Origin of the sequence: Paenibacillus glacialis (assembly GCF_001637205.1) — a bacterium.
Taxonomy (GTDB): Bacteria; Bacillota; Bacilli; order Paenibacillales; family Paenibacillaceae; genus Paenibacillus_AQ; species Paenibacillus_AQ glacialis.
Genome location: NZ_LVJH01000016.1, coordinates 1 through 22,338 on the forward strand (window position 1 = coordinate 1; position 22,338 = coordinate 22,338).

Annotated in this window: 19 protein-coding genes, 9 tRNA genes, 1 rRNA gene and 1 riboswitch; of the genes, 16 read left to right on the forward strand and 13 right to left on the reverse strand. The window is 41.8% G+C overall.

Features of this window, described 5'->3' with window-relative positions; genetic code table 11:
• Nucleotides 1-186 precede the first annotated feature (186 nt).
• The 11 genes from rrf (at nucleotide 187) to PGLA_RS09225 (ending at nucleotide 2,527) form a co-directional block, all read left to right on the forward strand.
• Nucleotides 187-303: ribosomal RNA gene (rrf, locus tag PGLA_RS09175) — 5S ribosomal RNA — on the forward strand.
• 77 nt (nucleotides 304-380) lie between these two features.
• Nucleotides 381-456, forward strand: a tRNA-Asn gene (locus PGLA_RS09180).
• A 3-nt stretch (nucleotides 457-459) separates the two neighbouring features.
• Nucleotides 460-551, forward strand: a tRNA-Ser gene (locus PGLA_RS09185).
• An 18-nt stretch (nucleotides 552-569) separates the two neighbouring features.
• A tRNA-Glu gene (locus PGLA_RS09190) sits at nucleotides 570-644 on the forward strand.
• A gap of 19 nt (nucleotides 645-663) precedes the next feature.
• Nucleotides 664-740, forward strand: a tRNA-Met gene (locus tag PGLA_RS09195).
• A gap of 30 nt (nucleotides 741-770) precedes the next feature.
• Nucleotides 771-848: transfer RNA gene (locus tag PGLA_RS09200), tRNA-Asp, on the forward strand.
• 10 nt (nucleotides 849-858) lie between these two features.
• Nucleotides 859-934, forward strand: a tRNA-Lys gene (locus PGLA_RS09205).
• A 14-nt stretch (nucleotides 935-948) separates the two neighbouring features.
• Nucleotides 949-1,033, forward strand: a tRNA-Leu gene (locus PGLA_RS09210).
• A 56-nt stretch (nucleotides 1,034-1,089) separates the two neighbouring features.
• Nucleotides 1,090-1,163, forward strand: a tRNA-Pro gene (locus PGLA_RS09215).
• A 12-nt stretch (nucleotides 1,164-1,175) separates the two neighbouring features.
• Nucleotides 1,176-1,246 (forward strand) — tRNA-Gly (locus tag PGLA_RS09220).
• A gap of 288 nt (nucleotides 1,247-1,534) precedes the next feature.
• Complete coding sequence (locus PGLA_RS09225) at nucleotides 1,535-2,527, forward strand: Gfo/Idh/MocA family protein (RefSeq protein ID WP_068531848.1); 993 nt, start codon at nucleotides 1,535-1,537, stop codon at nucleotides 2,525-2,527.
• Between the two features lie 252 nt (nucleotides 2,528-2,779).
• Here PGLA_RS09225 and thiE read toward each other — a convergent pair whose 3' ends face one another.
• From thiE to PGLA_RS09260, 8 genes are all read right to left on the reverse strand, one after another.
• Nucleotides 2,780-3,397, reverse strand: a complete 618-nt coding sequence (gene thiE, locus PGLA_RS09230) for a thiamine phosphate synthase (RefSeq protein WP_169810189.1) — start codon at nucleotides 3,395-3,397, stop codon at nucleotides 2,780-2,782.
• A 16-nt stretch (nucleotides 3,398-3,413) separates the two neighbouring features.
• Nucleotides 3,414-4,232 carry a bifunctional hydroxymethylpyrimidine kinase/phosphomethylpyrimidine kinase gene (thiD, locus tag PGLA_RS09235; RefSeq protein ID WP_068531850.1) on the reverse strand — a complete coding sequence of 273 codons (819 nt, stop codon included), beginning with the start codon at nucleotides 4,230-4,232 and terminating at the stop codon, nucleotides 3,414-3,416.
• Nucleotides 4,233-4,354: 122 nt separating this feature from the next.
• Nucleotides 4,355-5,149 (reverse strand): hydroxyethylthiazole kinase, encoded by a 795-nt coding sequence (thiM, locus tag PGLA_RS09240; protein ID WP_068531852.1) that lies wholly within the window; start codon nucleotides 5,147-5,149, stop codon nucleotides 4,355-4,357.
• Between the two features lie 24 nt (nucleotides 5,150-5,173).
• Nucleotides 5,174-6,199, reverse strand: a complete 1,026-nt coding sequence (locus PGLA_RS09245) for an ABC transporter substrate-binding protein (protein WP_145939524.1) — start codon at nucleotides 6,197-6,199, stop codon at nucleotides 5,174-5,176.
• On the reverse strand, nucleotides 6,196-6,972 hold the full coding sequence (locus PGLA_RS09250; RefSeq protein WP_068531854.1) for an ABC transporter permease: 777 nt from the start codon (nucleotides 6,970-6,972) through the stop codon (nucleotides 6,196-6,198). The genes PGLA_RS09245 and PGLA_RS09250 overlap by 4 nt, the downstream gene beginning before the upstream one ends.
• On the reverse strand, nucleotides 6,953-7,447 hold the full coding sequence (locus tag PGLA_RS29540; protein ID WP_211269523.1) for an ABC transporter ATP-binding protein: 495 nt from the start codon (nucleotides 7,445-7,447) through the stop codon (nucleotides 6,953-6,955). The genes PGLA_RS09250 and PGLA_RS29540 overlap by 20 nt, the downstream gene beginning before the upstream one ends.
• Nucleotides 7,419-7,652, reverse strand: a complete 234-nt coding sequence (locus tag PGLA_RS29545; protein ID WP_211269520.1) for an ATP-binding cassette domain-containing protein — start codon at nucleotides 7,650-7,652, stop codon at nucleotides 7,419-7,421. The genes PGLA_RS29540 and PGLA_RS29545 overlap by 29 nt, the downstream gene beginning before the upstream one ends.
• 176 nt (nucleotides 7,653-7,828) lie before the next feature.
• A riboswitch (TPP riboswitch) is annotated at nucleotides 7,829-7,932 on the reverse strand.
• A gap of 82 nt (nucleotides 7,933-8,014) precedes the next feature.
• The gene (locus PGLA_RS09260) at nucleotides 8,015-8,557 is read right to left on the reverse strand and encodes a helix-turn-helix domain-containing protein (RefSeq protein ID WP_068531858.1); all 543 of its coding nucleotides are present in this window, start codon (nucleotides 8,555-8,557) and stop codon (nucleotides 8,015-8,017) included.
• Between the two features lie 154 nt (nucleotides 8,558-8,711).
• Between PGLA_RS09260 and PGLA_RS09265 the strand changes: the two genes are divergently transcribed.
• The 3 genes from PGLA_RS09265 (at nucleotide 8,712) to PGLA_RS09275 (ending at nucleotide 13,876) form a co-directional block, all read left to right on the forward strand.
• Nucleotides 8,712-9,572, forward strand: a complete 861-nt coding sequence (locus tag PGLA_RS09265; protein ID WP_068531860.1) for a VOC family protein — start codon at nucleotides 8,712-8,714, stop codon at nucleotides 9,570-9,572.
• Between the two features lie 400 nt (nucleotides 9,573-9,972).
• Entirely contained in the window at nucleotides 9,973-12,021 is a 2,049-nt protein-coding gene (locus PGLA_RS09270; RefSeq protein WP_068531862.1) for a glycosyl hydrolase family 18 protein, read from the forward strand.
• Between the two features lie 19 nt (nucleotides 12,022-12,040).
• Entirely contained in the window at nucleotides 12,041-13,876 is a 1,836-nt protein-coding gene (locus tag PGLA_RS09275) for a fibronectin type III domain-containing protein (protein ID WP_068531864.1), read from the forward strand.
• A gap of 176 nt (nucleotides 13,877-14,052) precedes the next feature.
• On the opposite strand, the gene PGLA_RS09280 is transcribed toward PGLA_RS09275, so the two are convergent.
• The 5 genes from PGLA_RS09280 to qoxA form a co-directional block, all read right to left on the reverse strand.
• The gene (locus PGLA_RS09280) at nucleotides 14,053-14,289 is read right to left on the reverse strand and encodes a DUF6953 family protein (protein WP_068531866.1); all 237 of its coding nucleotides are present in this window, start codon (nucleotides 14,287-14,289) and stop codon (nucleotides 14,053-14,055) included.
• Nucleotides 14,290-14,383: 94 nt separating this feature from the next.
• Complete coding sequence (qoxD, locus tag PGLA_RS09285) at nucleotides 14,384-14,674, reverse strand: cytochrome aa3 quinol oxidase subunit IV (RefSeq protein ID WP_245699782.1); 291 nt, start codon at nucleotides 14,672-14,674, stop codon at nucleotides 14,384-14,386.
• Nucleotide 14,675: 1 nt separating this feature from the next.
• Nucleotides 14,676-15,272, reverse strand: coding sequence for a cytochrome (ubi)quinol oxidase subunit III (locus tag PGLA_RS09290; RefSeq protein WP_068531868.1), 597 nt, complete (start codon nucleotides 15,270-15,272; stop codon nucleotides 14,676-14,678).
• Nucleotides 15,269-17,212 carry a cytochrome aa3 quinol oxidase subunit I gene (qoxB, locus tag PGLA_RS09295; protein WP_068531870.1) on the reverse strand — a complete coding sequence of 648 codons (1,944 nt, stop codon included), beginning with the start codon at nucleotides 17,210-17,212 and terminating at the stop codon, nucleotides 15,269-15,271. Before qoxB ends, PGLA_RS09290 begins: the two co-directional genes overlap by 4 nt.
• Before the next feature lie 48 nt (nucleotides 17,213-17,260).
• A complete protein-coding gene (gene qoxA, locus PGLA_RS09300; RefSeq protein ID WP_068531872.1) occupies nucleotides 17,261-18,286 on the reverse strand; it encodes a cytochrome aa3 quinol oxidase subunit II in 1,026 nt (341 codons plus the stop codon).
• 447 nt (nucleotides 18,287-18,733) lie between these two features.
• Between qoxA and PGLA_RS09305 the strand changes: the two genes are divergently transcribed.
• Nucleotides 18,734-20,473: an ABC transporter ATP-binding protein gene (locus PGLA_RS09305; RefSeq protein ID WP_068531874.1), complete on the forward strand. Its 1,740-nt coding sequence runs from the start codon at nucleotides 18,734-18,736 to the stop codon at nucleotides 20,471-20,473.
• The gene (locus tag PGLA_RS09310) at nucleotides 20,458-22,296 is read left to right on the forward strand and encodes an ABC transporter ATP-binding protein (protein ID WP_068531875.1); all 1,839 of its coding nucleotides are present in this window, start codon (nucleotides 20,458-20,460) and stop codon (nucleotides 22,294-22,296) included. Before PGLA_RS09305 ends, PGLA_RS09310 begins: the two co-directional genes overlap by 16 nt.
• Nucleotides 22,297-22,338: the final 42 nt, after the last annotated feature.

The window sequence follows — 22,338 nt, forward strand, 5'->3', positions numbered from 1 at the left end:
CTTCGTAAGCATATGCTTATTATGAAGTTTAGGCTTCAGAAGCAAATGTAAGTTTCGAACTGCAAATTCATTCGTATCTAGTTTTCAAGGATTAAACCTTGTACTGATTTTATGTTGCATGCCCTTTATAGGGTTGGATATTTTGTTGAAGTATTAACAAAGTAGATAAGCAGCACAAAAATCCTGTTTGGTGGCGATAGCGGAGGGGTTCCACACGTACCCATCCCGAACACGACCGTTAAGCCCTCCAGCGCCGATGGTACTTGGACCGCAGGGTCCTGGGAGAGTAGGACGTCGCCAAGCAGCTTTTCTGAAAGATATTGTACATGCATATGTCACTGATATCTTACAGGTTGCGTTTGTAACACAAACGCTTATATTCCCTGATAGCTCAGTTGGTAGAGCACTCGACTGTTAATCGAGTTGTCACAGGTTCGAGTCCTGTTCGGGGAGCCATATGGAGAGGTGTCCGAGCTGGCCGAAGGAGCACGATTGGAAATCGTGTAGGCGCCAAAAGCGTCTCGAGGGTTCGAATCCCTCTCTCTCCGCCAGAAAGATTCTACATATGTGGCCCGTTGGTCAAGCGGTTAAGACACCTCCCTTTCACGGAGGTAACAGGGGTTCGATTCCCCTACGGGTCACCAATATCATATTGCTTAATGACGCGGGGTGGAGCAGCCCGGTAGCTCGTCGGGCTCATAACCCGAAGGCCGCAGGTTCAAATCCTGCCCCCGCAACCAATTATATTCCTTAAAGGAATTGATTACTGTGGAACCGTGGTGTAGTTGGCCTAACATGCCTGCCTGTCACGCAGGAGATCGCGGGTTCGAATCCCGTCGGTTCCGCCATTTTTACTAAGGGACATTAGCTCAGTTGGTAGAGCACCTGACTCTTAATCAGGGTGTCGAAGGTTCAAGCCCTTCATGTCCCACCATATATTTTCATTGTGCGCGTGTGGCGGAATTGGCAGACGCACTAGACTTAGGATCTAGCGTTTCACGACGTGGGGGTTCAAGTCCCTCCACGCGCACCATTTTTATCGAAATAGCCTATAGGTATATAAATTACCGAGTATCTATTTCAAAACATCGGGACGTAGCTCAGCTTGGTAGAGCACCTGGTTTGGGTCCAGGGGGTCGCATGTTCAAATCGTGTCGTCCCGATATTTTATGTACGCGGGTGTAGTTCAATGGTAGAACTTCAGCCTTCCAAGCTGATAGCGTGGGTTCGATTCCCATCACCCGCTTAAAGGTTAACAAGTAATTGAATTAGCAATAAACAAAAAGAGCTGCGAGTTATCGTAGCTCTTTTTGTTTATTTGAATAGCAATTCTATCTGATAAAGATCGAAATGACGGTTCCTATTTCGCCATAATATTGTTACAATTATCATACTTGAATAGTAGGAGGATGCCTTAGTTGGGATCCTTTTTTTTGCTAATTATGATGCGGATAGAAATGAAGAGTATTATCCTTATACAAGCAATTATATATGAGCATGATCTAATAGAGGACAAGGAAGGGAATGGATCACTATGATACGATTTGGAATCATTGGAACCAGCTGGATAACGGAACGCTTCATTCAAGCTGGAATGGAGTCAGGGGAATTTGTCTTAAGTGCAGTCTACTCTCGAACAGAAGAGAAGGGTAGAGCATTTGCTACTAAATATGATATCCCAATGGTCTATACTGACTTGAAGGAAATGGTCTCGAGTAATGAACTAGATGCTGTCTACATTGCGAGTCCGAATTCATCCCATGCTGAACAAGCTATAGTATGTATGAATCATGGTAAACATGTCTTATGTGAGAAGCCTATGGCATCGAATGTGAGAGAAATGCAAGAAATGATTGATACAGCAAGGACGAATGATGTCCTCTTGATGGAGGCTATGAAATCGACACTCATGCCATCCTTTACTATTATGAAGGACAACTTGTATAAAATCGGTCGCATACGTCGCTATTTTGCAAGTTTTTGTCGTTATACTTCAAGTTATGAGGAACTACAAAAGGGCAATATTCCAAATGTCTTCAATTTGTCTTATTCCAATGGTTCTTTAATGGATCTGGGTGTATATTGCATCTATCCAATGGTGACTCTTTTTGGTAAACCACAATCTATTGAGGCTACGGGTGTATTACTATCGACTGGGGCTGACGGAGAAGGAAGTATGGTCATGCAATATGGAAAGATGGATGCGGTTATCATGCATTCCAAAATAGCTGATTCCTTTTTACCCGTAGAAATTCAGGGAGAGAACGGTACGATGGTTATTGATAAGATCAGCTCGCCACAAGATGTTAAGATACATTATAGGGATGGTACGATTGAAGATCTAAACCGACCAGATATACATAAACCGATGTATTATGAGATTCAAGAATTTATAGAATTACTTCAGATGGGTCAACGAGAAAGTTCAGTAAACACCTTAGCTAATTCGTTAGCCGTTGCGAGAGTAATGGAGGAAGCTAGACGACAGATAGGAATTCAGTATCCCGCAGATCGATTACGAGAGTGAAGTGAAGAACGAGTAAAGGACTTTTTTGAAGACGTACAACTGATGACGAGATGAACAACTATGAAGGATAGAGAGAATAGAGACTGTTATTGGGATGGTAGAATAGTGCCTGATGTGTCGGATAATGAATAGAATGGATTTAGTTAATTGAATGATTGTGTATTCGTCGAAGTCTATCGACCCTTGTCTTGATGAAAGGGTACTTTAACATATAGAGTACCCTTTTTTTGCTGTGATGGTTTAGTGAATCATTTATATGAAGCTTGCTGCTGCATCACGAACTGAAGCTGCATTAGCTATCGCTGATATGACAGATATACCATCTGCGCCAGCTTTGATAACTGCTGCAGCATTGTCTACCGTGATTCCACCTATACCTACTAGGGGAATATCAATACCCTTTGTGCGTAATTCTTGAATAAGGCCTGTACCCTGAACTTCCTTAGCATCAGGTTTAGATTGTGTTGGATAAATAGGACCTATACCCAAATAGTTGGCACCATCTTGTATCGCTTGTTGAGCTTCTGCAAATGTATGAGCTGAGACGCCAACTATGGTGTGTGCGCCTAATTTTTTACGTATAACGCTTGCAGATTCATCATCCTGTCCAACATGGACACCATCCGCTCCAATAGCCATAGCTAGACTGATATCGTCGTTCACGATGAAAGGGATATGATGTTCCCGGCACAGCTTCTGTAGTTGTTTGGCTAAATCAAGGTTTGCTTGACCCATGAGAGCACCAGGCCCTTTTTCACGATATTGAAATAAAGTAATTCCTCCTGCAATGGCCTCAGACAATACATTCACAGGGTGCCTCTGACAGTTGATACTCCCCATGATGAAGTAAAGCTTAAGATGCTTTCGCATGGTCTCAGAATGAATACTAGACACGTATTTCACCACGCTGTCTTCTCTGATAAGCAAAATGGTTCGTAGGTCCATGACCGGATCCCATTCCTAGTTGATCCTCAATCGACGATTGAATGAATGCTTTAGCGATTTGAACAGCTTCGAGGACATTTTTTCCTTTTGCTAATTCTGCTGTTATCGCCGCTGAGTAAGTGCATCCTGTACCATGAGTATGTCTCGTCTCAATCCGTATGTTCTCCATATATATGTAATTCTCTCCATCATAAAGTAGGTCTACCACTTGATCCGTTGAAGTATCGTGTCCGCCTTTCATGACAACATATTGACTACCCATCTGAACGATGATTTTGGCTGCTTCTTCCCGATCGCTCAAAGTTCGAATAGACATTCGGGTTAGGATCTCTGCTTCGGGTAAATTGGGCGTAGAGACTAGAGCAAGGGGGAGCAGATGTGTAATGACGGATTGAACGGCTTCTTGTTGCAAAAGAGGGGAGCCACCTTTGGCGACCATGACAGGATCAATAACTAAGTTGCGCCAATTATACCGCCGTACTTTGTCAGCTACGATACGGATAATCTCTTCACTAAATAACATCCCCGTCTTCACTGCATCAGGAGCTAAATCACTACCGATGGAGTCTAATTGCATTGCAATGGCTTCAGTGCTTGTGGGGAAGACCCCCTGAACACCTAATGTGTTCTGTGCTGTGATCGCAGTGATTGCAGACATTCCATACACACCTAGTTCTTGAAATGTCTTCAAATCAGCCTGGATGCCAGCACCACCACCACTGTCAGAACCTGCTATAGTGAAAGCTTTATATATAGTCATGATGTAACCTCCTTCAAAGTTCTTTTCAAGTTCTCGAAATATCTCGTATTAGATGACTCGCCTATTCATGTTCTTTTCAGTACTTGAAATATCACCGATTATATTCGTCTCATCTATTGAATCTATTGAATCTTTTGAATGTTTGCTCTTAATTGGACAATTTCTGGGGTCACCAACGCTAAATGATTCAGGAATTCAATCTGAAAGCTGCCAGGTCCTTGTGCTTCTGTCTTCTCAGCAGCGATTTCTGCGGCAATACCATAGAAGGCAACGGCCTCGGTAACCGATTCAATCGATTGTTGCTCCGCAACACTTAAAAAGGCAGCGATGACAGAGCCAAGTAAACATCCGCAACCCGTCACCTTTGTCAAAATGGGGTGACCATTACTCACGAGATATGTCGTTTGTCCGTCCGTAATGACATCATCCGCTCCCGTAATTACAACAATACAACCTAACTTTTGAGCTGCCTTTTGCGCGAGTAGGATCACGTTTCCTTCACCAGCACCAGCATCAACGCCTTTAATGGACCAACTCTCACCAATAACATGGGCTACCTCAGCAACATTCCCACGTAGTACGGTAAGCTTGATTTCTTGGGTTATTAGCTGTGCTATAGCTGTACGATAGGAAGTAGCGCCTGCACCGACTGGATCAAATACGATGGGCACGTTGCGCTCATTTGATGATTTACCTGCAATGAGGATGGAGTTCACAATACTTTCATTCAGAGTCCCCATGTTGAATAGTGCTGCATCAGCGATCTTAGCAACGTCAGCTACCTCTTCGATACCATCAGCCATAAAAGGAGAGGCACCTAAAGCTAGGAGCCCATTGGCAGTGAAATTGGTAACTACCGTATTGGTGATGTTGTGTACTAGTGGTCTCTTTTGACGTACTTTTTGTAGAAATGTCATGATTAAATTCCTCCTTGGAATGAATTATAAATTGATAAATGCATCATTAGCGTTGACCGCATTAGGTAATAGCTTATTATTCATGAGCCATTGATTAACGTTCTCCCATGATTCTGGTGCTTGATATCCGAAAGGTTGATCCTTAGCATCCATAAGGGGTAATAGCATCTGTAAACTCTTCGTTTCTATTTCTTTATCTAGAGGTGATGTTTGATCTTCATGTTCGAAAAGAACGGATAGAGCTTGGTCAGGGTGCTGGTGTACATTTTGTTGTCCTTCTCGAATGGCTGTAACAAACTTGGCAAGTAACTCTGGCTTCTCTTTCAAGCCTTGGTCGCTAGCGACGAGTACAAGCTCATAATAATCTGGTACACCATATTCCGTAGGATTTAGAGAGACCATAGGGTGACCTTGCTTAGCCAGTATGAGTTGCTCATGATTAATGAATCCACCCATGATCGCATCAACCTTGGATGTTGCAATGGAAGGAATCAGATCATATCCTACATCGATCATATTGACGTTCTGAGAGTCGCCTCCATCGTTCTTAATCATCGTATGTACCATAGCTTCATATAAAGGGATGGAAGAGTATCCGACGTTTGCGCCGACTAGATCTTTGGGCGATTTAACCTTTCCACCAGCAGGCACCATAAGATGATTGAGAGGATGTCTAACGATAGCGGCTATCGATTTAACGGGAATATTCTCACCTCGGGCCATAAGGACTTGAGGTTGATAGCTAAGGGCTAGATCGATTTTGCCAGTAGCCACTAGTTTCAAAGCGTCATTGGTTTCTGCGGGCATTTGAATGTTTACTTGTAATCCTTGTTCTGTGAAATACCCATTCTTTTGTGCTGTATATAAGAAAGAGTGAACAGCATTTGGATACCAATCGAGCATGATCGAGAGTTCTTGAACTTCTTTTTCAGAAGAAGTAGAGGGCTGTGCAGTGCCTTGATTTGAAATAGCTCCGTTTCCACAACCGGTAAGTGATAGTAGTATGCATATAAGTAGTATTGAGATCATTGAGTTCCTTGTTCCTGTCATTTCGTTGTTCCTCTTCTCTTAAGAATTTGTTTCTCTATGATTACAATCGTCATAAAAAGGGAAATGCCAAGTAAAGAAAGTAACAATATGGATGCGAACATGGCATCTGTATGCATATTACTCGACATCCTTCGGCTGAAGTAACCTAGACCTTTCGTACCGCCTAACCATTCGCCAATCGTAGCGCCAACGACACAATATACGATGGATAGTTTTAATCCTGAGAAGAAGGAAGGCAAGGCCATAGGAATTTCAATGGTTCGAAAAATATCAAAGCGGTTGGCCCCCATGGTCATGAGTAACTCGGTATAATCGCGATTGCCTTTCTTGAGACCATCGTATGTACTCACTACAATCGGAAAGAATGCAGTCAGGAATACTACGGCCACCTTACTCCAAATGCTGTATCCGAACCACATGATGAAGATGGGAGAGAGCGCGATTAAAGGGATGGTCTGACTAATAATGAGGAAAGGATAGAGAGCTTTCTCAAGTGGACGGAATATATGCATACCTACCGCTAGAATAACGCCCCCTATGACAGATAGTATAAATCCTAAGGAAACTTCCTCTAAAGTCGCAATTAAATGCTGACCGATTAACAAATGGCTGTCTTCAAATAACGCACGTATAATCGAGGTGGGGGCAGGAATAATAAACGAAGGGATCCATCCTAAAGCGATAACTGCTTCCCAAGAGACTAGAAGTAGTAGTAAAAGAAGTACAAACCATCCATAATCGTGAGCCCACCGTTTAAAAAGAAGTCTTCTCATATAGTCTTTGCTCCAAATCTTGCCTCAACTGAATAAAGTCAGGGTCGTAGTTCATCGCGTAATGCCGCGGCCTAGGTAAATTAACGTGGATCTCTTGAACCTCTTGATTACACTCAGCGGGCAAGAGGTAGATTCGGTCACTTAATAGAATGGCTTCTTCCAAATCATGCGTAATGAAGAGAACGGTCTTATGAAGATCATCCCACAGATCGAGTAACCAACGATGCATCTCTCTTTTGGTCATAGCGTCAAGGGCGCCGAAAGGTTCATCTAATAGTAAGAGATCTTGACCTGTTATGAGTGTTCTTAGAAAAGCGACACGATGCCGCATACCACCTGATAATTCATTGGGATAGGATTGACCGTATTTCCCTAGACCGAACCGTTCTAGGTTAATCTGAATGTCAGCTATGACTTCCTCTTTGCCTACTTTGGTAGGTTCCCGATTAAGCTCCCAAGGGTAGTAGGCAATTATCTAGAACAGTTCTCCAAGGTAGTAGCAGGTCCTTTTGAGGCATGTATGCCACTTTGCCTAATCGAGATTGTGTCGCTAATTTGCCATGTATCCGTATTTCACCGCTTATTGGTTCTAAAAGTCCAGCAATGAGCCTAAAAAGAGTGCTTTTTCCTGATCCGCTAACGCCAATAATAGAAATGAATTCACCAGCATGAACATTCATAGAGAGTCCTTGAATAATGGGTGATTCGTGTGGTTGAGAATAAGAGTATGTTAAATTATGCAGGGATAAGATGGCTATGATCGCCTCACTTTCAGTAAATAAATAAAAGACCCAACCATTTCCGGAAAGGAAATAAGTGGGTCAAAAAGTTCAATCAGCAAGAATATGCACGAGTTGAAGATTTCGTTCCACTTCCCTCCGCTGGTATAATCCAGATCAGGTTCCAAGGGTCCGGAACGTTAAGTTCCATCTCAGTCGTTAGACTCCCCTAGTGAAATACAAGGTCTTATTCAATTCATAACTCATCAAATATAACACAATTTACAAATAAGTAAATAAGAATCAGATAGGTAATCCTAATCCTAATATGCGTTGCTCTCTGAATCGATACTGATGGAGATCAATACAATAGCAGGTTCGTCACCTACATTTTTGACGTAATGGGGTACACAGGCTTTCCAGCTAAAGGAGTCACCCGTGCTCAGAGTAGCAGAATCCTCACCTTGTTCGATAAATATGGTACCTTGTATGATGAAATGAATTTCTTCACCTGCATGGGCATGAGCATCTTCTGTAGACTCACCTGCGGGCATTTCTACAAGCATCATGCGCACATTGCCACGATCACTTAGATGCTCAACATGGAAGTTTTCCTTACCATGTATCGTCTTACGGCGTTCATCTTTACGTATAATATGCATTCGTTCTTCGTTCTTTAAGAGAAGAAATGCAAGCGGTACGTTTAGAGCCTGTGCGATGCTATCTAATGTGGCGATGGAAGGGGAGGTTTTATTGTTCTCCACTTGACTCATAAATCCTTGTGATAATCCAGTTCGCTCACATATTTGTTGTATAGACCAATTTTTTCTTTTGCGAATGGACCGAATATTGGAGCCAATATCCATAATAATCTCTCCTAATGGGTACTTTTATTTATAATATCAAATATATATTGACTTGGCAAAACAATCGTGATAAATTCATAATATAAAATATATATTCCTATTACTAATATTATATCAATATATCATCATAGTTACTATTGAAAGGAAGATACTTATGACAAAGCAAATACATCCAAGTACTCAGATTGGACTTGTGAAACTCAAGATCAGCGATCTTAAACGTTCAGTAGCTTTTTATAAGGAGGTAGTTGGATTACGCATTCTAAGTCAGACAGAGAATATTGCTGAACTTACAGTGGATGGTAATCAACCATTATTAATATTAGAACAGATCGAGAACGCGGTGATACTCCCGGAAAGATCGGTTGCTGGGCTGTATCATTTTGCGATTCTTGTGCCAGATCGAATTTCATTAGGGCTGTCATTGCGTAATTTGATTAAGTTCAATGTGGGTGTAGGTCAAGGCGATCATCTAGTAAGCGAAGCATTGTATATTAATGATCCCGACAACAATGGTATTGAGATTTATGCTGATCGACCAAAGGAGTCTTGGAAACGTGATGTAAATGGAGAGTACGTTATGACAACTGATCCAGTTGACGTAGATGGTTTACTTGCGATCTCTGAAGGCAAGACTTGGAGCGGGTTATCTGAAGATACGATTGTGGGACACGTTCATTTCCATGTATCTGATCTACAAAAGACAGAGGCATTCTATTGTGGCATTCTGGGTTTTGATGTAACTGCTCACTATGGTTCTATGGCATTATTCATTTCTGCAGGAGGATATCATCACCATATTGGATTAAACACCTGGGCAGGAGTGGGTGCACCGCCTGCACCTCATGATGCCGTAGGATTGGATTACTTTACATTGGTCCTTCCTAATCATGAGGAACTAGACCATGTGATCGTTCAGTTGAAGGATGCAGGGATAAGTGTAAGGTATATAGATGGTGGATGGTTTGTGAAGGATCCTTCAAATATTACGATCAAACTTTTGAGTCAGGGTTAAGATTGAGATTTGTCTAGAATGATATTTGATGATTAGATGTGATATATTCTGAATCACGTTATAGTAGCCGTTAGCGATATGCTAACGGCTTTTTTGTGTATCCAAACAACATGGGTCTTGTCTGTTGTGATTACAAGTAGAAGTCTTCCGTATCTTTTTAAGGAATGGAATTAATTATATCCAAATACTGTCATATTGTTTTGATTGATCTGCGTATAGTTTATATAAAATGCAATATAAAGTTAGATTTACTATTAATTTGCGATTTCTTTTCTTGTTGTGAATGGAGTCTATATTTCTGTCATGCAAGGATGAAATAAAAATTCATGAAAGGAGAAAGTTGTTTTTATTATTGTAAACGCTATCATTCTATTATTTGAAAACAAGGAGGCTTTGAGAAATGAACAAGCAAGTGAAGTTATTTCGAAAATCTACGATTATGATTTTAATTTCTGCATTGATTTTATCTTTTTTTCAATTTGTGAGTATTGAGAAAGTTCAAGCTGCAGAAGGATATAAAGTTGTGGGGTATTTCCCGTCTTGGGCTCCATATGATCAAAATTATTTTGTTAGTGATATAGATGCATCAAAAGTAACTCATATAAATTTTGCGTTTGCAGATATATGTTGGAACGGTAGGCATGGTAACCCAGATCCAACAGGTCCGAATCCAGTAACATGGACTTGTCAGGATGAAAGTGGAACGATCAATGTACCTAATGGAACGATCGTCATTGGTGATCCGGAGATTGATGTTCTGACGAGCATGACGGGTGATACTCCGGATAAACTCATTAAGGGGAACTTTGGGCAGTTGATCAATCAGAAGCAAGCGAATCCGAATCTTAAAACGATTATTTCGGTTGGTGGATGGACTTGGTCTAATCGTTTCTCCGACGTGGCAGCCACCGCAGCGACTCGTGAAGTTTTCGCGAACTCTGCTGTTGATTTTCTACGTAAATATCAATTTGATGGGATAGATCTGGACTGGGAATATCCGGTTAGTGGCGGTCTAGATGGTAATAGCTATCGTCCAGCAGACAAACAAAACCATGTACTACTGCTGCAAGCGGTTAGGGCTAAACTGAACGCTGCGGAAATTGTAGACGGGAAAAAATATTTGCTAACGATCGCTTCAGGGGCAGGTCCTAATTATGTATCGAATAATCAGATGGCTAATATTGCTAATACTGTGGATTGGATAAATATCATGACATATGACTATAACGGTGATTGGCAAACGCTCAGCGCTCATAATGCGCCTTTATATAAGGATCCAGCTGCAGTAGCAGCAGGTGTAGAGAATGCTGCAGCATTTAATATTCAAGCAAGTGTTCAAAATTATATAAATGCAGGTGTACCGGCAAACAAAATTGTTTTGGGTACCCCATTCTATGGAATTGGTTGGAGTAAATGCAAAAATGTAAGTAATGGGCAATATCAGAATTGTAGTGCCCCAAACACCGGAACATGGGAGATAGGTAGGTATGATTTCACGGATCTCCAAAATAATTACATCAATAAAAATGGATATACACGTTATTGGAATGATGTTGCAAAAGTACCGTACTTATTTAATCCAACTATTGGTAACTTCATCAGTTATGATGATGTAGAATCTTTTGGTCATAAGACAAATTTCATTAAGTCTAATGGGTTGGGCGGAGCAATGATCTGGGATCTCAGCAGTGATCGTAATAAATTATTGCTGAATAAGTTAGTTAGTGATTTACAAGGATCAATCGTCGTTGATAATCAAGCCCCTACTGTGCCGGGAAATTTGAGTTCTCCATCCAAAACATCAAATACTGTGAACCTAGCATGGGATGCATCTACTGACAATGTTGGAGTGACAGGATACACGGTGTCATATGGTAGTAACTCAGTAAACGTAGCAGGTACATCGACAACGATTAGTGGATTGTCCGCAAGCACAGCTTATACATTTACTGTAAAAGCAAGGGATGCGGCAGGGAATAGCTCGGAAGAAAGCATGCCACTTCAAGTGACGACAGAAGCTATCGTCGTAGATACGACACCACCAACAGCTCCAGAAAATCTACAAACGACAGGGAAATCTTCATCCAGCGTTAGTCTGTCATGGAATGCTTCCACGGATAATGTGGGTGTAGCGGGGTATACGGTATCGTACGGAACAACGAGCGTGAATATGACAGGAACAACGGCTGCAGTAAGCGGTCTATCGGCAAGCACGAACTATACGTTCACAGTAACAGCACGTGATGCAGCGGGTAATATTTCAGCTGGGACATCCATCAATGTGACAACGGATACGACGGGTGGCCCGAACGCATGGGCGACGAATGTCAGCTACAAAGTCAATGATATCGTGACGCATGGAGGCAAGACCTATAGTTGTATCCAGCCACATACCTCTCTTGGAGGCTGGGAGCCTAGCAATGTGCCAGCATTATGGAAAGTTCAATAAAAAGGGGGGACAAATAGCAATGAAGGAAAACCTAAGAATGACTCGTCCATTTCCACGTGCAATTCTGTTCACTTTAATAATTGCTTTTCTGTTCACAGGGTACCAATGGTATGCACCACAAGCGTATGCTTCCATTCCAGCAAACAAGAAGTTGATCGTTGGATATTGGCACAACTTCGATAACGGTTCAGGCTATATAAGACTTCGGGACGTATCGCCTAACTTTGACGTTATCAACGTTTCGTTTGCTGAGCCTAGCAATGGGGTGCAGGGCGGATCGATTGGCTTCGTTCCTTATAACACAACGGAAGCTGATTTCATTGCAGATGTTCAATATTTACAAAGTCAAGGGAAGAAGGTCATTATCTCAATTGGAGGAGCCAACGGGCAGGTACAGCTAATCAATACGCAGGCTCGTAACAATTTCGTTTCTACGATGAAAGGGATCATTACAAAATACGGATTTAACGGCTTTGATATTGATTTCGAAGGGCATTCACTGTATTTCAATGCTGGCGATAGTGATTTCCGTAATCCTACTACACCGGTCATTACTAATCTGATCTCTGCGGTAAGGGAGCTACATGATTTCTATGGTGAAAGCTTTATGCTCACGATGGCACCAGAAACGTTCTTCGTACAGTTAGGGTATTCCTTCTATGGAGGAAGCTGCATTTCATGCGACAATAGGGCTGGTTCATATCTGCCTGTCATCTATGGACTGCGGGATATTCTCGATTGGCTACAGGTACAGCATTACAATTCTGGTCCAATCACTGCGCTTGATGGTCAATACTATTCCATGGGCAGTGCTGATTTCCATGTTGCTATGGCGGATATGATGCTAACGGGCTTCCCAGTAGGAAAAAATGTTAACCATCCATTCCCAGCATTACGTCCCGACCAGATCGTCATAGGACTTCCGGCTAACGTAAATTCTGGAGGAGGATTCACGTCTGTAGCGGAAGTGCATAAAGGGTTGAACTATCTAATGAAGGGTGTTTCGTACGGAGGAGGCTACCAACTTCGTAATGGAGCACATCCCGGTATGAGAGGTCTGATGACTTGGTCGATCAACTGGGATAAATTTAATAATTTCGAGTTTTCTAGCAATCACCGCACTTATTTGAACCAATTCGAAACAGGAGGGGGTCAGGATACTATTCCTCCGTCCATACCAGGTAACCTCACGTCTACAGGTAAAACATCCAGCAGCGTGAGCTTGGCGTGGAACGCCTCTTCAGACAATGTAGGTGTTACGGGCTATACAGTAATGTATGGAACAACCAGTGTGAACGTAGCAGGAACAAGCATAACTATAAATGGCCTATCCGCTAATACGGCCTATACGTTTACCGTGAAAGCGAAAGACGCAGCAGGGAACCAATCTGCGCTAAGTAACGCGGTTACGGTAACGAATGCTTCGAGTGGCGATACAACGGCCCCTACGGTTCCAAGTAACCTACAGGTGACTGGTAAGACTAACTCTAGTGTAAGCTTAAGCTGGACAGCGTCAACGGACAACGTTAGTGTTGCTGGATATACAGTAACTTGGGGTTCAAGCAGTGTGAATGTCACAACGCCAACAGCTACCATTACAGGCCTATCCGCGGGTACAGCATACACATTTACCGTAACGTCTAAAGACGCGGCTGGAAATGTATCTGCGGGTACATCCATCCAATCAACGACAGATAATAATCCCAATGGCCCTGTGCCTTGGGCAGCAAATGTGAGCTATACAGTAGGCAAATTAGTAACTTATGGGGGCGCAACTTATTCTTGCAGACAAGGCCATACCTCACTTCAAGGGTGGGAGCCGGCAAATGTACCGGCATTATGGCTATTGCAGTAAATTAATCAAACATTCCCTGATGTACAAGAAAAGATGAACAGCTAAAATAGCTGCCGAGATGATCTTGGCAGCTATTGACGTGGGCTCAGCATAAGCGTTATTTGTAGCGATTGCTTAAGAATGGGTGCTGGACTTATTATAGACCCTTGTCTTAAGCTATATAAAGTTTACGTTTATTAAGTCCAATACCAGAAGAAGCCATCACGATCCCAAGCTGCTCGTCCAGCATGTAACTTTTTAAAAGCTTTTTTTACTTCTTTTGATATCGATTGATTCCCATTGTCATTAACATAAATAAAGGGTTCTCCAAAGTGCTCTAAAATATGCTTAACAGCATCTGGTTGTACTAATCTGCCGGAGTCTTTTAATTGCTTAAGCATCCATTCAGCGACTTGATCTGTTGTAAATTCCATTTGTATCCATCCTCACAATTCTAATATGTAATGAAAAATGCAGCTTGCCTACATTGTAGGAGAAGCTGCATTTTTCATTATAATACTTATTTAATTAACTATACCAGCCCCACACGAAGATGTACATCGATCCGAAGATTGTAACCAGACCAACGAATAGTGCATAAGCAATATTGAGATAAAGTTCTTTTTTGGTATCGGCCGTTTCACTAATGTGCATGAATACAAACAGCTGTAAGGAAGCCTGAATGATGGCCGTGACTGTTAAGATCGCCATCTTAGCAGCAAAGGGAATATCAAGTAAAGCAGTTACTGCAAGGGCCGAAAGGATGAGGGAGGATAGATAGCCCATTACATGGCGAATTGGAAATAACTGTTTCATCATGTCACATCAGTCCTTTCAGGTAAACGAAGCTAAAGATAAATATCCATACAACATCAAGGAAATGCCAGTAAAGAGAGAATATAAAGGATTTATTGGCAGTAGCCAGTGTAAATCCCTGTCTCTTAACTTGAATTAAGATCGACGTTCCCCACAATAGACCAAAGGCTACGTGAGCACCATGCGTTCCCAGTAATATGAACAAGCTGGATGTAAAGGCACTTGTTGATAATGACGCACCTTCATGTACATAGGTGAAGAACTCCATGATTTCTATTCCAAGGAAGCCTAGACCCATGAGTAACGTAAGAGTGAAGAAAATCATCATCGGTTTCTTCAAACCAAGTCGCATACTGTGAATTGCAAGACCTATGGTGAAGCTACTTGTAAGTAACAAGAAAGTTTCAACCAAAACGCCTGTTAGTTCAAAAATTTCTGAACCATTTGGACCCGTTGCATAACGATTCACTAAAACGAAATAAACGGTGAATAGGGTGGAGAATAAAGCAATTTCTGCTCCTAAAAAGATCCAAAATCCGAAGATTTTATTACTGTTTTCTTCTGACCCATATTCAAGCGGTTTAGTGGCATCTATTTTCATAGCGTTTCACCCCGCAATTTCTTTTCTGTTTCCATAATTTCTTTGACTGATACGGTAATTCCATGATCTCTATCGAATGACATCGAAGCTAAAATGATCAGAATACCAATTCCAGATATAATCGCTGGAATCCACCAGCTAAATACCAATGCGAATCCAAAGGCAAAGAATATAGCACCAAGAATAACTGGTTTCCCACTATTACTTGGTAAGTGGATTGGTTCAATTTTACCTTCAAAAATCGGAAGGTTATCATACTTAGCAGACCATAATGCATCTCTAGCTTTAACATTTGGTGTTATAGCGAAGTTGTATGCAGGAATCGGGCTGCTTGTTGCCCATTCGAGCGTACGTGCATCCCATGGATCTCCATTGGTTTCACGTGGGCTATAACGAATACTGTAATAAATATTATATACCAGAATGACAAATCCGAATGCAAGGCCTAATGCACCGGCAAATGATAGTAAGTTGAGTGGACCAAAGCCTGTTTCTTCCGAATAGGTATACATCCGACGTGTCATACCTTGTAAACCTAAGAAGAATAGTGGGAAGAATGTTACGTTAAACGAAACAGCGATCCACCAGAAGGCGTGTTTCCCAAGACGTTCATTAAGCTTGAAGCCGAATACTTTCGGGAACCAATAATGGAAGCCCGCAATAACAGCAAAGACGGTACCCGGAATTAGAACGTAATGGAAATGGGCAACTAAGAACATTGTATTATGATACTGATAATCGGCACTGGCCATAGCCAACATGACACCCGTAACACCACCGATTGTAAAGATTGGTATAAAAGCTAGTGAGTACAACATAGGCGTCGTAAAGGTAATCTTACCCTTTCGCATAGTGAACAGCCAGTTAAAGATCTTGACTCCCGTAGGAACGGATATCGCCATTGTTGTAATGGAGAAGAATCCATTAACCATCGCGCCTTGACCCATCGTGTAGAAGTGATGCGCCCATACTAAGAAGGACAAGAGTGATATAACGACCATACTTACAACCATGGACGTGTAACCATACAAGTTCTTCTTCGAGAATGTTGAGATAATTTCACTGAATATCCCGAATGCAGGAAGGACTACGATATATACTTCAGGATGTCCCCATACCCAGAATAGGTTGGCCCATAGCATATCCATCCCACCATTGGCCATCGTGAAGAATTGAGATCCGAAGAGTCGATCAAACATCATAAGAGCAAGTGCTACAGTAAGTACTGGGAAAGCAAACGCAATGATAACACTTGTGATCAGAGAAGACCATGTAAACATTGGCATACGCATAAGCTTCATGCCAGGTGCACGCATCTTAAGAATGGTTACAATGAAGTTAATCCCTGTCAACAATGTACCAATACCTGAAATCTGCAGTGCTAGAGAATAATAGTTATTTCCTACCGTAGGACTGAACTCTATACTTGCAAGTGGGAAGTAAGCTGACCAACCTGCATCTGGAGATCCTCCGATAACAAACGAAAGATTTAACAACATGGCTCCTGCGAAGAATAACCAGAAACTAATGGCATTCAATCGTGGGAATGCAACGTCTCTTGCACCAATTTGGAGCGGTACAACGACGTTCATAATTCCAATGATAAATGGCATAGCCATAAATAGAATCATAATCAGACCATGAGTTGTAAAGATCTCATTGTAATGTTGTGAATCCAGAAATTTATTCTCTGGAACGGCTGTCTGAAGCCGCATCATAATGGCATCGACTCCACCACGGAACAACATGATTAGAGCGGAAAGGATGTACATAACCCCGATGCGTTTGTGGTCTACAGTGGTTAGCCATTCACGCCATAGGTAACCCCATTTTTTAAAGTAGGTCAGACCGACGATAATCGCAATAGTAGCAAGAACAATACTAGCCATAGCGCCGTAAATCATCGGTTCACCGGTAACGAAAAATTCGTCCCATTTCATTAGGAATTGACTCCTTTCAGGTTGTATAATGAATGAAAATAAAAGGTCTTATTTCCCTTCGTGACTTGTATGATCAATATCTGAGGTGCTGTCCTCTGCTGGTGATTGAGGTAGCGGTTCGTTCGGATCTATATTAGGCACAATATCGAACTTGGATTGTTCTGGAGTAGCAGGAACAGGATGTTCTTCTTTGTTATCTTGATGTTCCTTATTTCCATTCTCCATATCTTTGTGTTTCATATGATCAGAGTGATCTCCTGGTGCTGGACTAAATGATAGATGTGTACTTGAGAATGTTTTACGTCCTACGTAAGAGGTGGCAAGTAAGCTCTTAAATTCCGCTTCCTCTAATTTAGTGGCTGTCGTCTTAACTTCTTCTACCCATTCGGTATATGCTTTGGGACTCATGGCAAGTGTCTCAAATTCCATATGTGCCGTACCCTTACCACTGAAGTTAGAGTTTCTACCTAAGTAAGAGCCTTGTTCATCGGCAACTAGATTCAAGGTATTAACCATGTCACTCATGGCATATTTCTGTCCGGCTAACTGAGGTATCCAAAGACTTGTGATCGGACCAAATGAATACAATCGCAATTCAATTGGACGATGCGTAGGAATGTTCAGGTAATTTACCGTCTCAATTCCTTCCTCAGGATAGCTGAAATGCCATTTCCAGTCAGATGAAGCTGCATAAACAACCAGAGGTTTTTGATCCTCATAACCTGCAGGAACCTTCTCCACTGCGACTGTTGATTCTACTGTTACTACGGAAAGAACAGTTACAATAACAATAGGAACAGCAATCCAAAGGGCTTCAAGCCATTTATTACCTTCCTCATGTGGAGGCATGTAGTCATCTTTCGTCTTCGATCCTCTGTACTTCACCAGGAAAACAACAAATAATACGTAAACAACAAGTAATACGCCTGCCATCATGGCAATAGAGAAAAGAATCGTATCGGACAATGTTCTAGCAGCAGGACCTTTAGGATCCAATACCGCGATTGAACTACATCCAGATAAGAGCAAGACAAGGCTCATGAATAATACTAATAATGATCCTCTTTTTTTCATGATGAACTCCTTCCTTTATAAACTGCATTTAAACTGAATACGGATGAACTTGATAAACAATCATATAGTTCTATATTAGGAATACCTTGCAGATAAAGCAAAAGCCAAAACGTTGCAATTTTGCCAATTTATTGTTAAATAATGTCGAAATGTTTAACAAATTGTGATGAAATTGTTACAAGGGGAGGTTGATATGACTTAGATCACTGTAATGACGCTATTTAGGGCGTGTTCATAGAATGTTCATCAATTCACAAAAGTTACTCTAATCGACACATTTGACAACCGTTGTTTTACGGAGAATACGCTAGTTACTTACATTTATGGCTCTATTCCGTCCTTCATTCGAATAGCATACCCAAGCACTAAAGTGTTTAGTTTGTTATAATAAGTCATATTTGAGTTGGATTAGTTGAGTACATAAGTTAGAAATTCGGAGGTTTTTTGATGGTTGCGTGTTTATTTTTTTTGAAAAAATATCGAATTTCTACCTTTGCAGCCATATTAATGATGTTAATTGAGCTGTCAGTTGAATTAATTCAACCTTTAATTATTTCCAAAATGATTGATGGTGGAATTAGAAATGGTGATCTTTCCATTGTGCTACAGTGGGGTGGTTTCTTGGCTGTTTGTTCTTTAATAGCTTTTGTATCTGGAATTTTTAGTTCTTTTTTTGCTTCACACGTAAGCCAAGGATTTGCATATGATCTGAGGGAACAGTTATATGACAAAGTACAATCTTATTCATTAGCTGTATTTGACCGCTTCGCTGCCTCATCTTTAATTACCCGATTGACTAATGATGTTACGCAACTACAGAATACCGTATTTATGGGGCTCCGAATTATGATGAGAGCACCTTTGCTTGTCATAGGTAGCGTAGTGATGGCATTTGTTGTACATACAGAACTCGCTTTATTGTTGACGTTAACGGTTCCGGTATTACTTATTTTCTTGTTCGGGGTCGTTAAGAGCGCCGGGAATTTATTTCGAATGGTTCAGGTAAAACTGGACGCAGTTAATGGAGTTATTCAAGAAAATCTAATCGGTATGAGATTGATTCGAGTTTTTGGACGTATGAAATATGAAACGGAACGTTTCGCGCGTGCTAGTAAGGATCTTATGGAACGTACAATTTCCGCGCTACGATTAACAGAACTAACGATGCCGATCATTCTAGTGATTATGAATGCTGGAATTTTGGCAGTGTTATGGTTTGGACAATTAAAGATCAATACTGGAGACGCTACAATGGGAGAGGTGGTAGCGGTTGTTAACTATTCGCTCCGAACTACAGGTGCTTTATCCGTCTTTTCCATGATTGTTGTTAACTTCTCAAGAGCTCGGGCCTCAGGCCAACGTATTGCTGATGCACTCGAGACACAGAGTAACCTTACAGGTGTGACGGACGGTAGCGATACTACTTATGCTTCTAACGGAGTTGTAACGTTTGAACATGTGACATTCCAGTATCCAGATACGGAAGTGGTTGTACTGAATGATATTTCATTTGAGGCAAAACCTGGAGTTACTGTTGCTATCATGGGAGCAACGGGAGCAGGGAAATCTTCGCTTGTAGGCCTTATTCCAAGACTGTATGAGCAGAATGCAGGAGTAATTAGGATCGATGGGAAGGATATTCGTACCCTGAACACAGCGTATTTACGTGATGCAATCGGTTATGTGCCTCAGGAGATTATCCTCTTTACAGGTACCATTCGCGAGAATATCGCTTGGGGTAAACACGATGCGACTCTCGATGAGATCATTGAAGCTGCGAAGTTAGCACAAATTCATGATACGATCCTAAATTTCCCGCAGGGGTATGACACGATCTTAGGGCAAAAGGGAGTCAATCTCTCAGGTGGACAGAAACAGCGAGTGACGATTGCCAGAGCGTTGGTTCGAAAACCGGGGATATTGTTGCTTGACGATAGCACTAGCGCACTAGATGTACGAACGGAAGCCTCATTACTAGAGGCATTGAGGAACGTCTCATGTACCACATTTCTTATTACACAGAAGATCAGTTCTACGCTTCGGGCAGATCTAATTCTGTTATTGGACGAGGGTTCCATGCTTGCTCAGGGAAGTCACGATGAACTGCTAGAAGATTGTGTTCTTTATCAGCGAATCTACGAATCTCAATTCGAGAGTAGGGGGTATACGTCATGTGGAAGGAGTTAAGTGAACCGTTCCACTATCCGCGACCACAGGCGATCAAGAAATCTAATGGAATGGACTCTTCCGCTTCGGGAAAGCGAGCTAAACGCAAAGCAAAGGATTTGTCGGGAACACTGAGAAAATTATGGATTTATTTATCTCATCGTAAAAGTCGACTCTTACTTGTGCTAGTTATGGTATTCCTAAGTTCAACTTTGGCTTTACTTGGACCATTTATGATTGGGACAGCTATAGATTCATTTATAGAAGGTCCAGCAGACCGAACATGGCTCTATTTTCTGGGCGGACTTGGGCTTGTCTATGGATTACACTCGCTTACGTTATGGTTGCAAAATATTTGGATGATCGGAATTGCACAGGAGACGGTATATCGTATGAGGGTAGACCTGTTCCAACATTTACACCGATTATCGATCCCATTCTTCGGGAAACGTCAACAAGGAGAGTTGATGAGCAGGGTTACTAATGATATAGATAACGTTAGTTCCACTTTAAATAGCTCAGTTATTCAAGTGTTCTCCAGTGTGCTTACGCTTGTAGGAACGATCATCGTTATGTTATGGCTCAGTCCCTTACTGACTTTACTGACATTTCTAGTTGTTCCATTAATGGTATTAGGGATGCGTTGGATTACATGGCGTACGGGTCCATTATTTAAGCAGCAACAGCGTAATATGGGTGAATTAAATGGATTCGTTGAAGAGACCTTATCAGGTCAACGTATTATTAAAGCTTTCTCTCAAGAACAAAGAGTTATTAACGAATTCAGAACACGTAATGAAATGATTAGGCATTCGGGGTTCTGGGCTCAAACGATATCAGGCTTTATTCCGAAGTTGATGAATGCACTCAATAACTTGAGCTTTGCTCTCATAGCTGGCGTGGGGGGATTACTAGCCATCCGTGGGAAGATATCTATCGGAGTTATCGTTATATTTGTGGAGTATGCAAGACAGTTCACAAGACCTCTGAATGACTTGGCGAACCAATGGAACACGATGTTGTCTGCGATTGCGGGGGCAGAGCGCGTGTTCGAAATTCTTGACGAAGAAGTAGAGGCTAACGACGAGAAAGAGGCCATCACACTAGAGGTTGTAAACGGAACAGTAACTTTTTCACACGTGTCGTTTGCTTACGATCAAGGAAGAGAGACGTTGACTGATATTAGCTTTGAGGCTGCACCGGGAGAGATGATCGCTCTAGTTGGGCCTACAGGAGCAGGTAAGACGTCTCTAATTCAATTACTTTCGCGATTCTATGAGTTGGACCGTGGGACTATCATGATTGACGGCCATGATATTCGAACAATTCAGCGCGGGAATTTGCGTTCTCATATGGCGTTTGTGCTACAGGATTCCTTCTTATTCGAAGGGACGATACGTGATAATATCCGCTATGGTAAGCTTGATGTAACGGATGAAGAGGTCGAGAAGGCTGCAAGAATGGCTAATGCACATTCATTTATCGAACGGATGCGTGGTGGTTATGATAAGTTGCTTAAGCAGGGCGGCGCTGGTATTAGCCAAGGGCAGAAGCAACTTCTTGCTATTGCTAGAGCTATTCTCGCGAATCCTTCGATTCTAATTCTGGATGAAGCAACGAGTAGTATTGATACGGTGACGGAGATTAAGATACAAGAGGGTCTTCAGCGGTTAATGAAGGGGAGAACTAGCTTTGTTATTGCACATCGATTAAACACGATTCGTAAGGCTGATCAAATACTCGTATTAAAGGATGGGAATCTTCTTGAAAAAGGGACGCATGAGGAACTCCTTGTAAGAGACGGCTTCTATAACAGCCTTTATGATGCGCAATTAAAGGGCTAACTCGATTAGGAGTAAAGTCTACTTGTTTTAACAAAGATATCA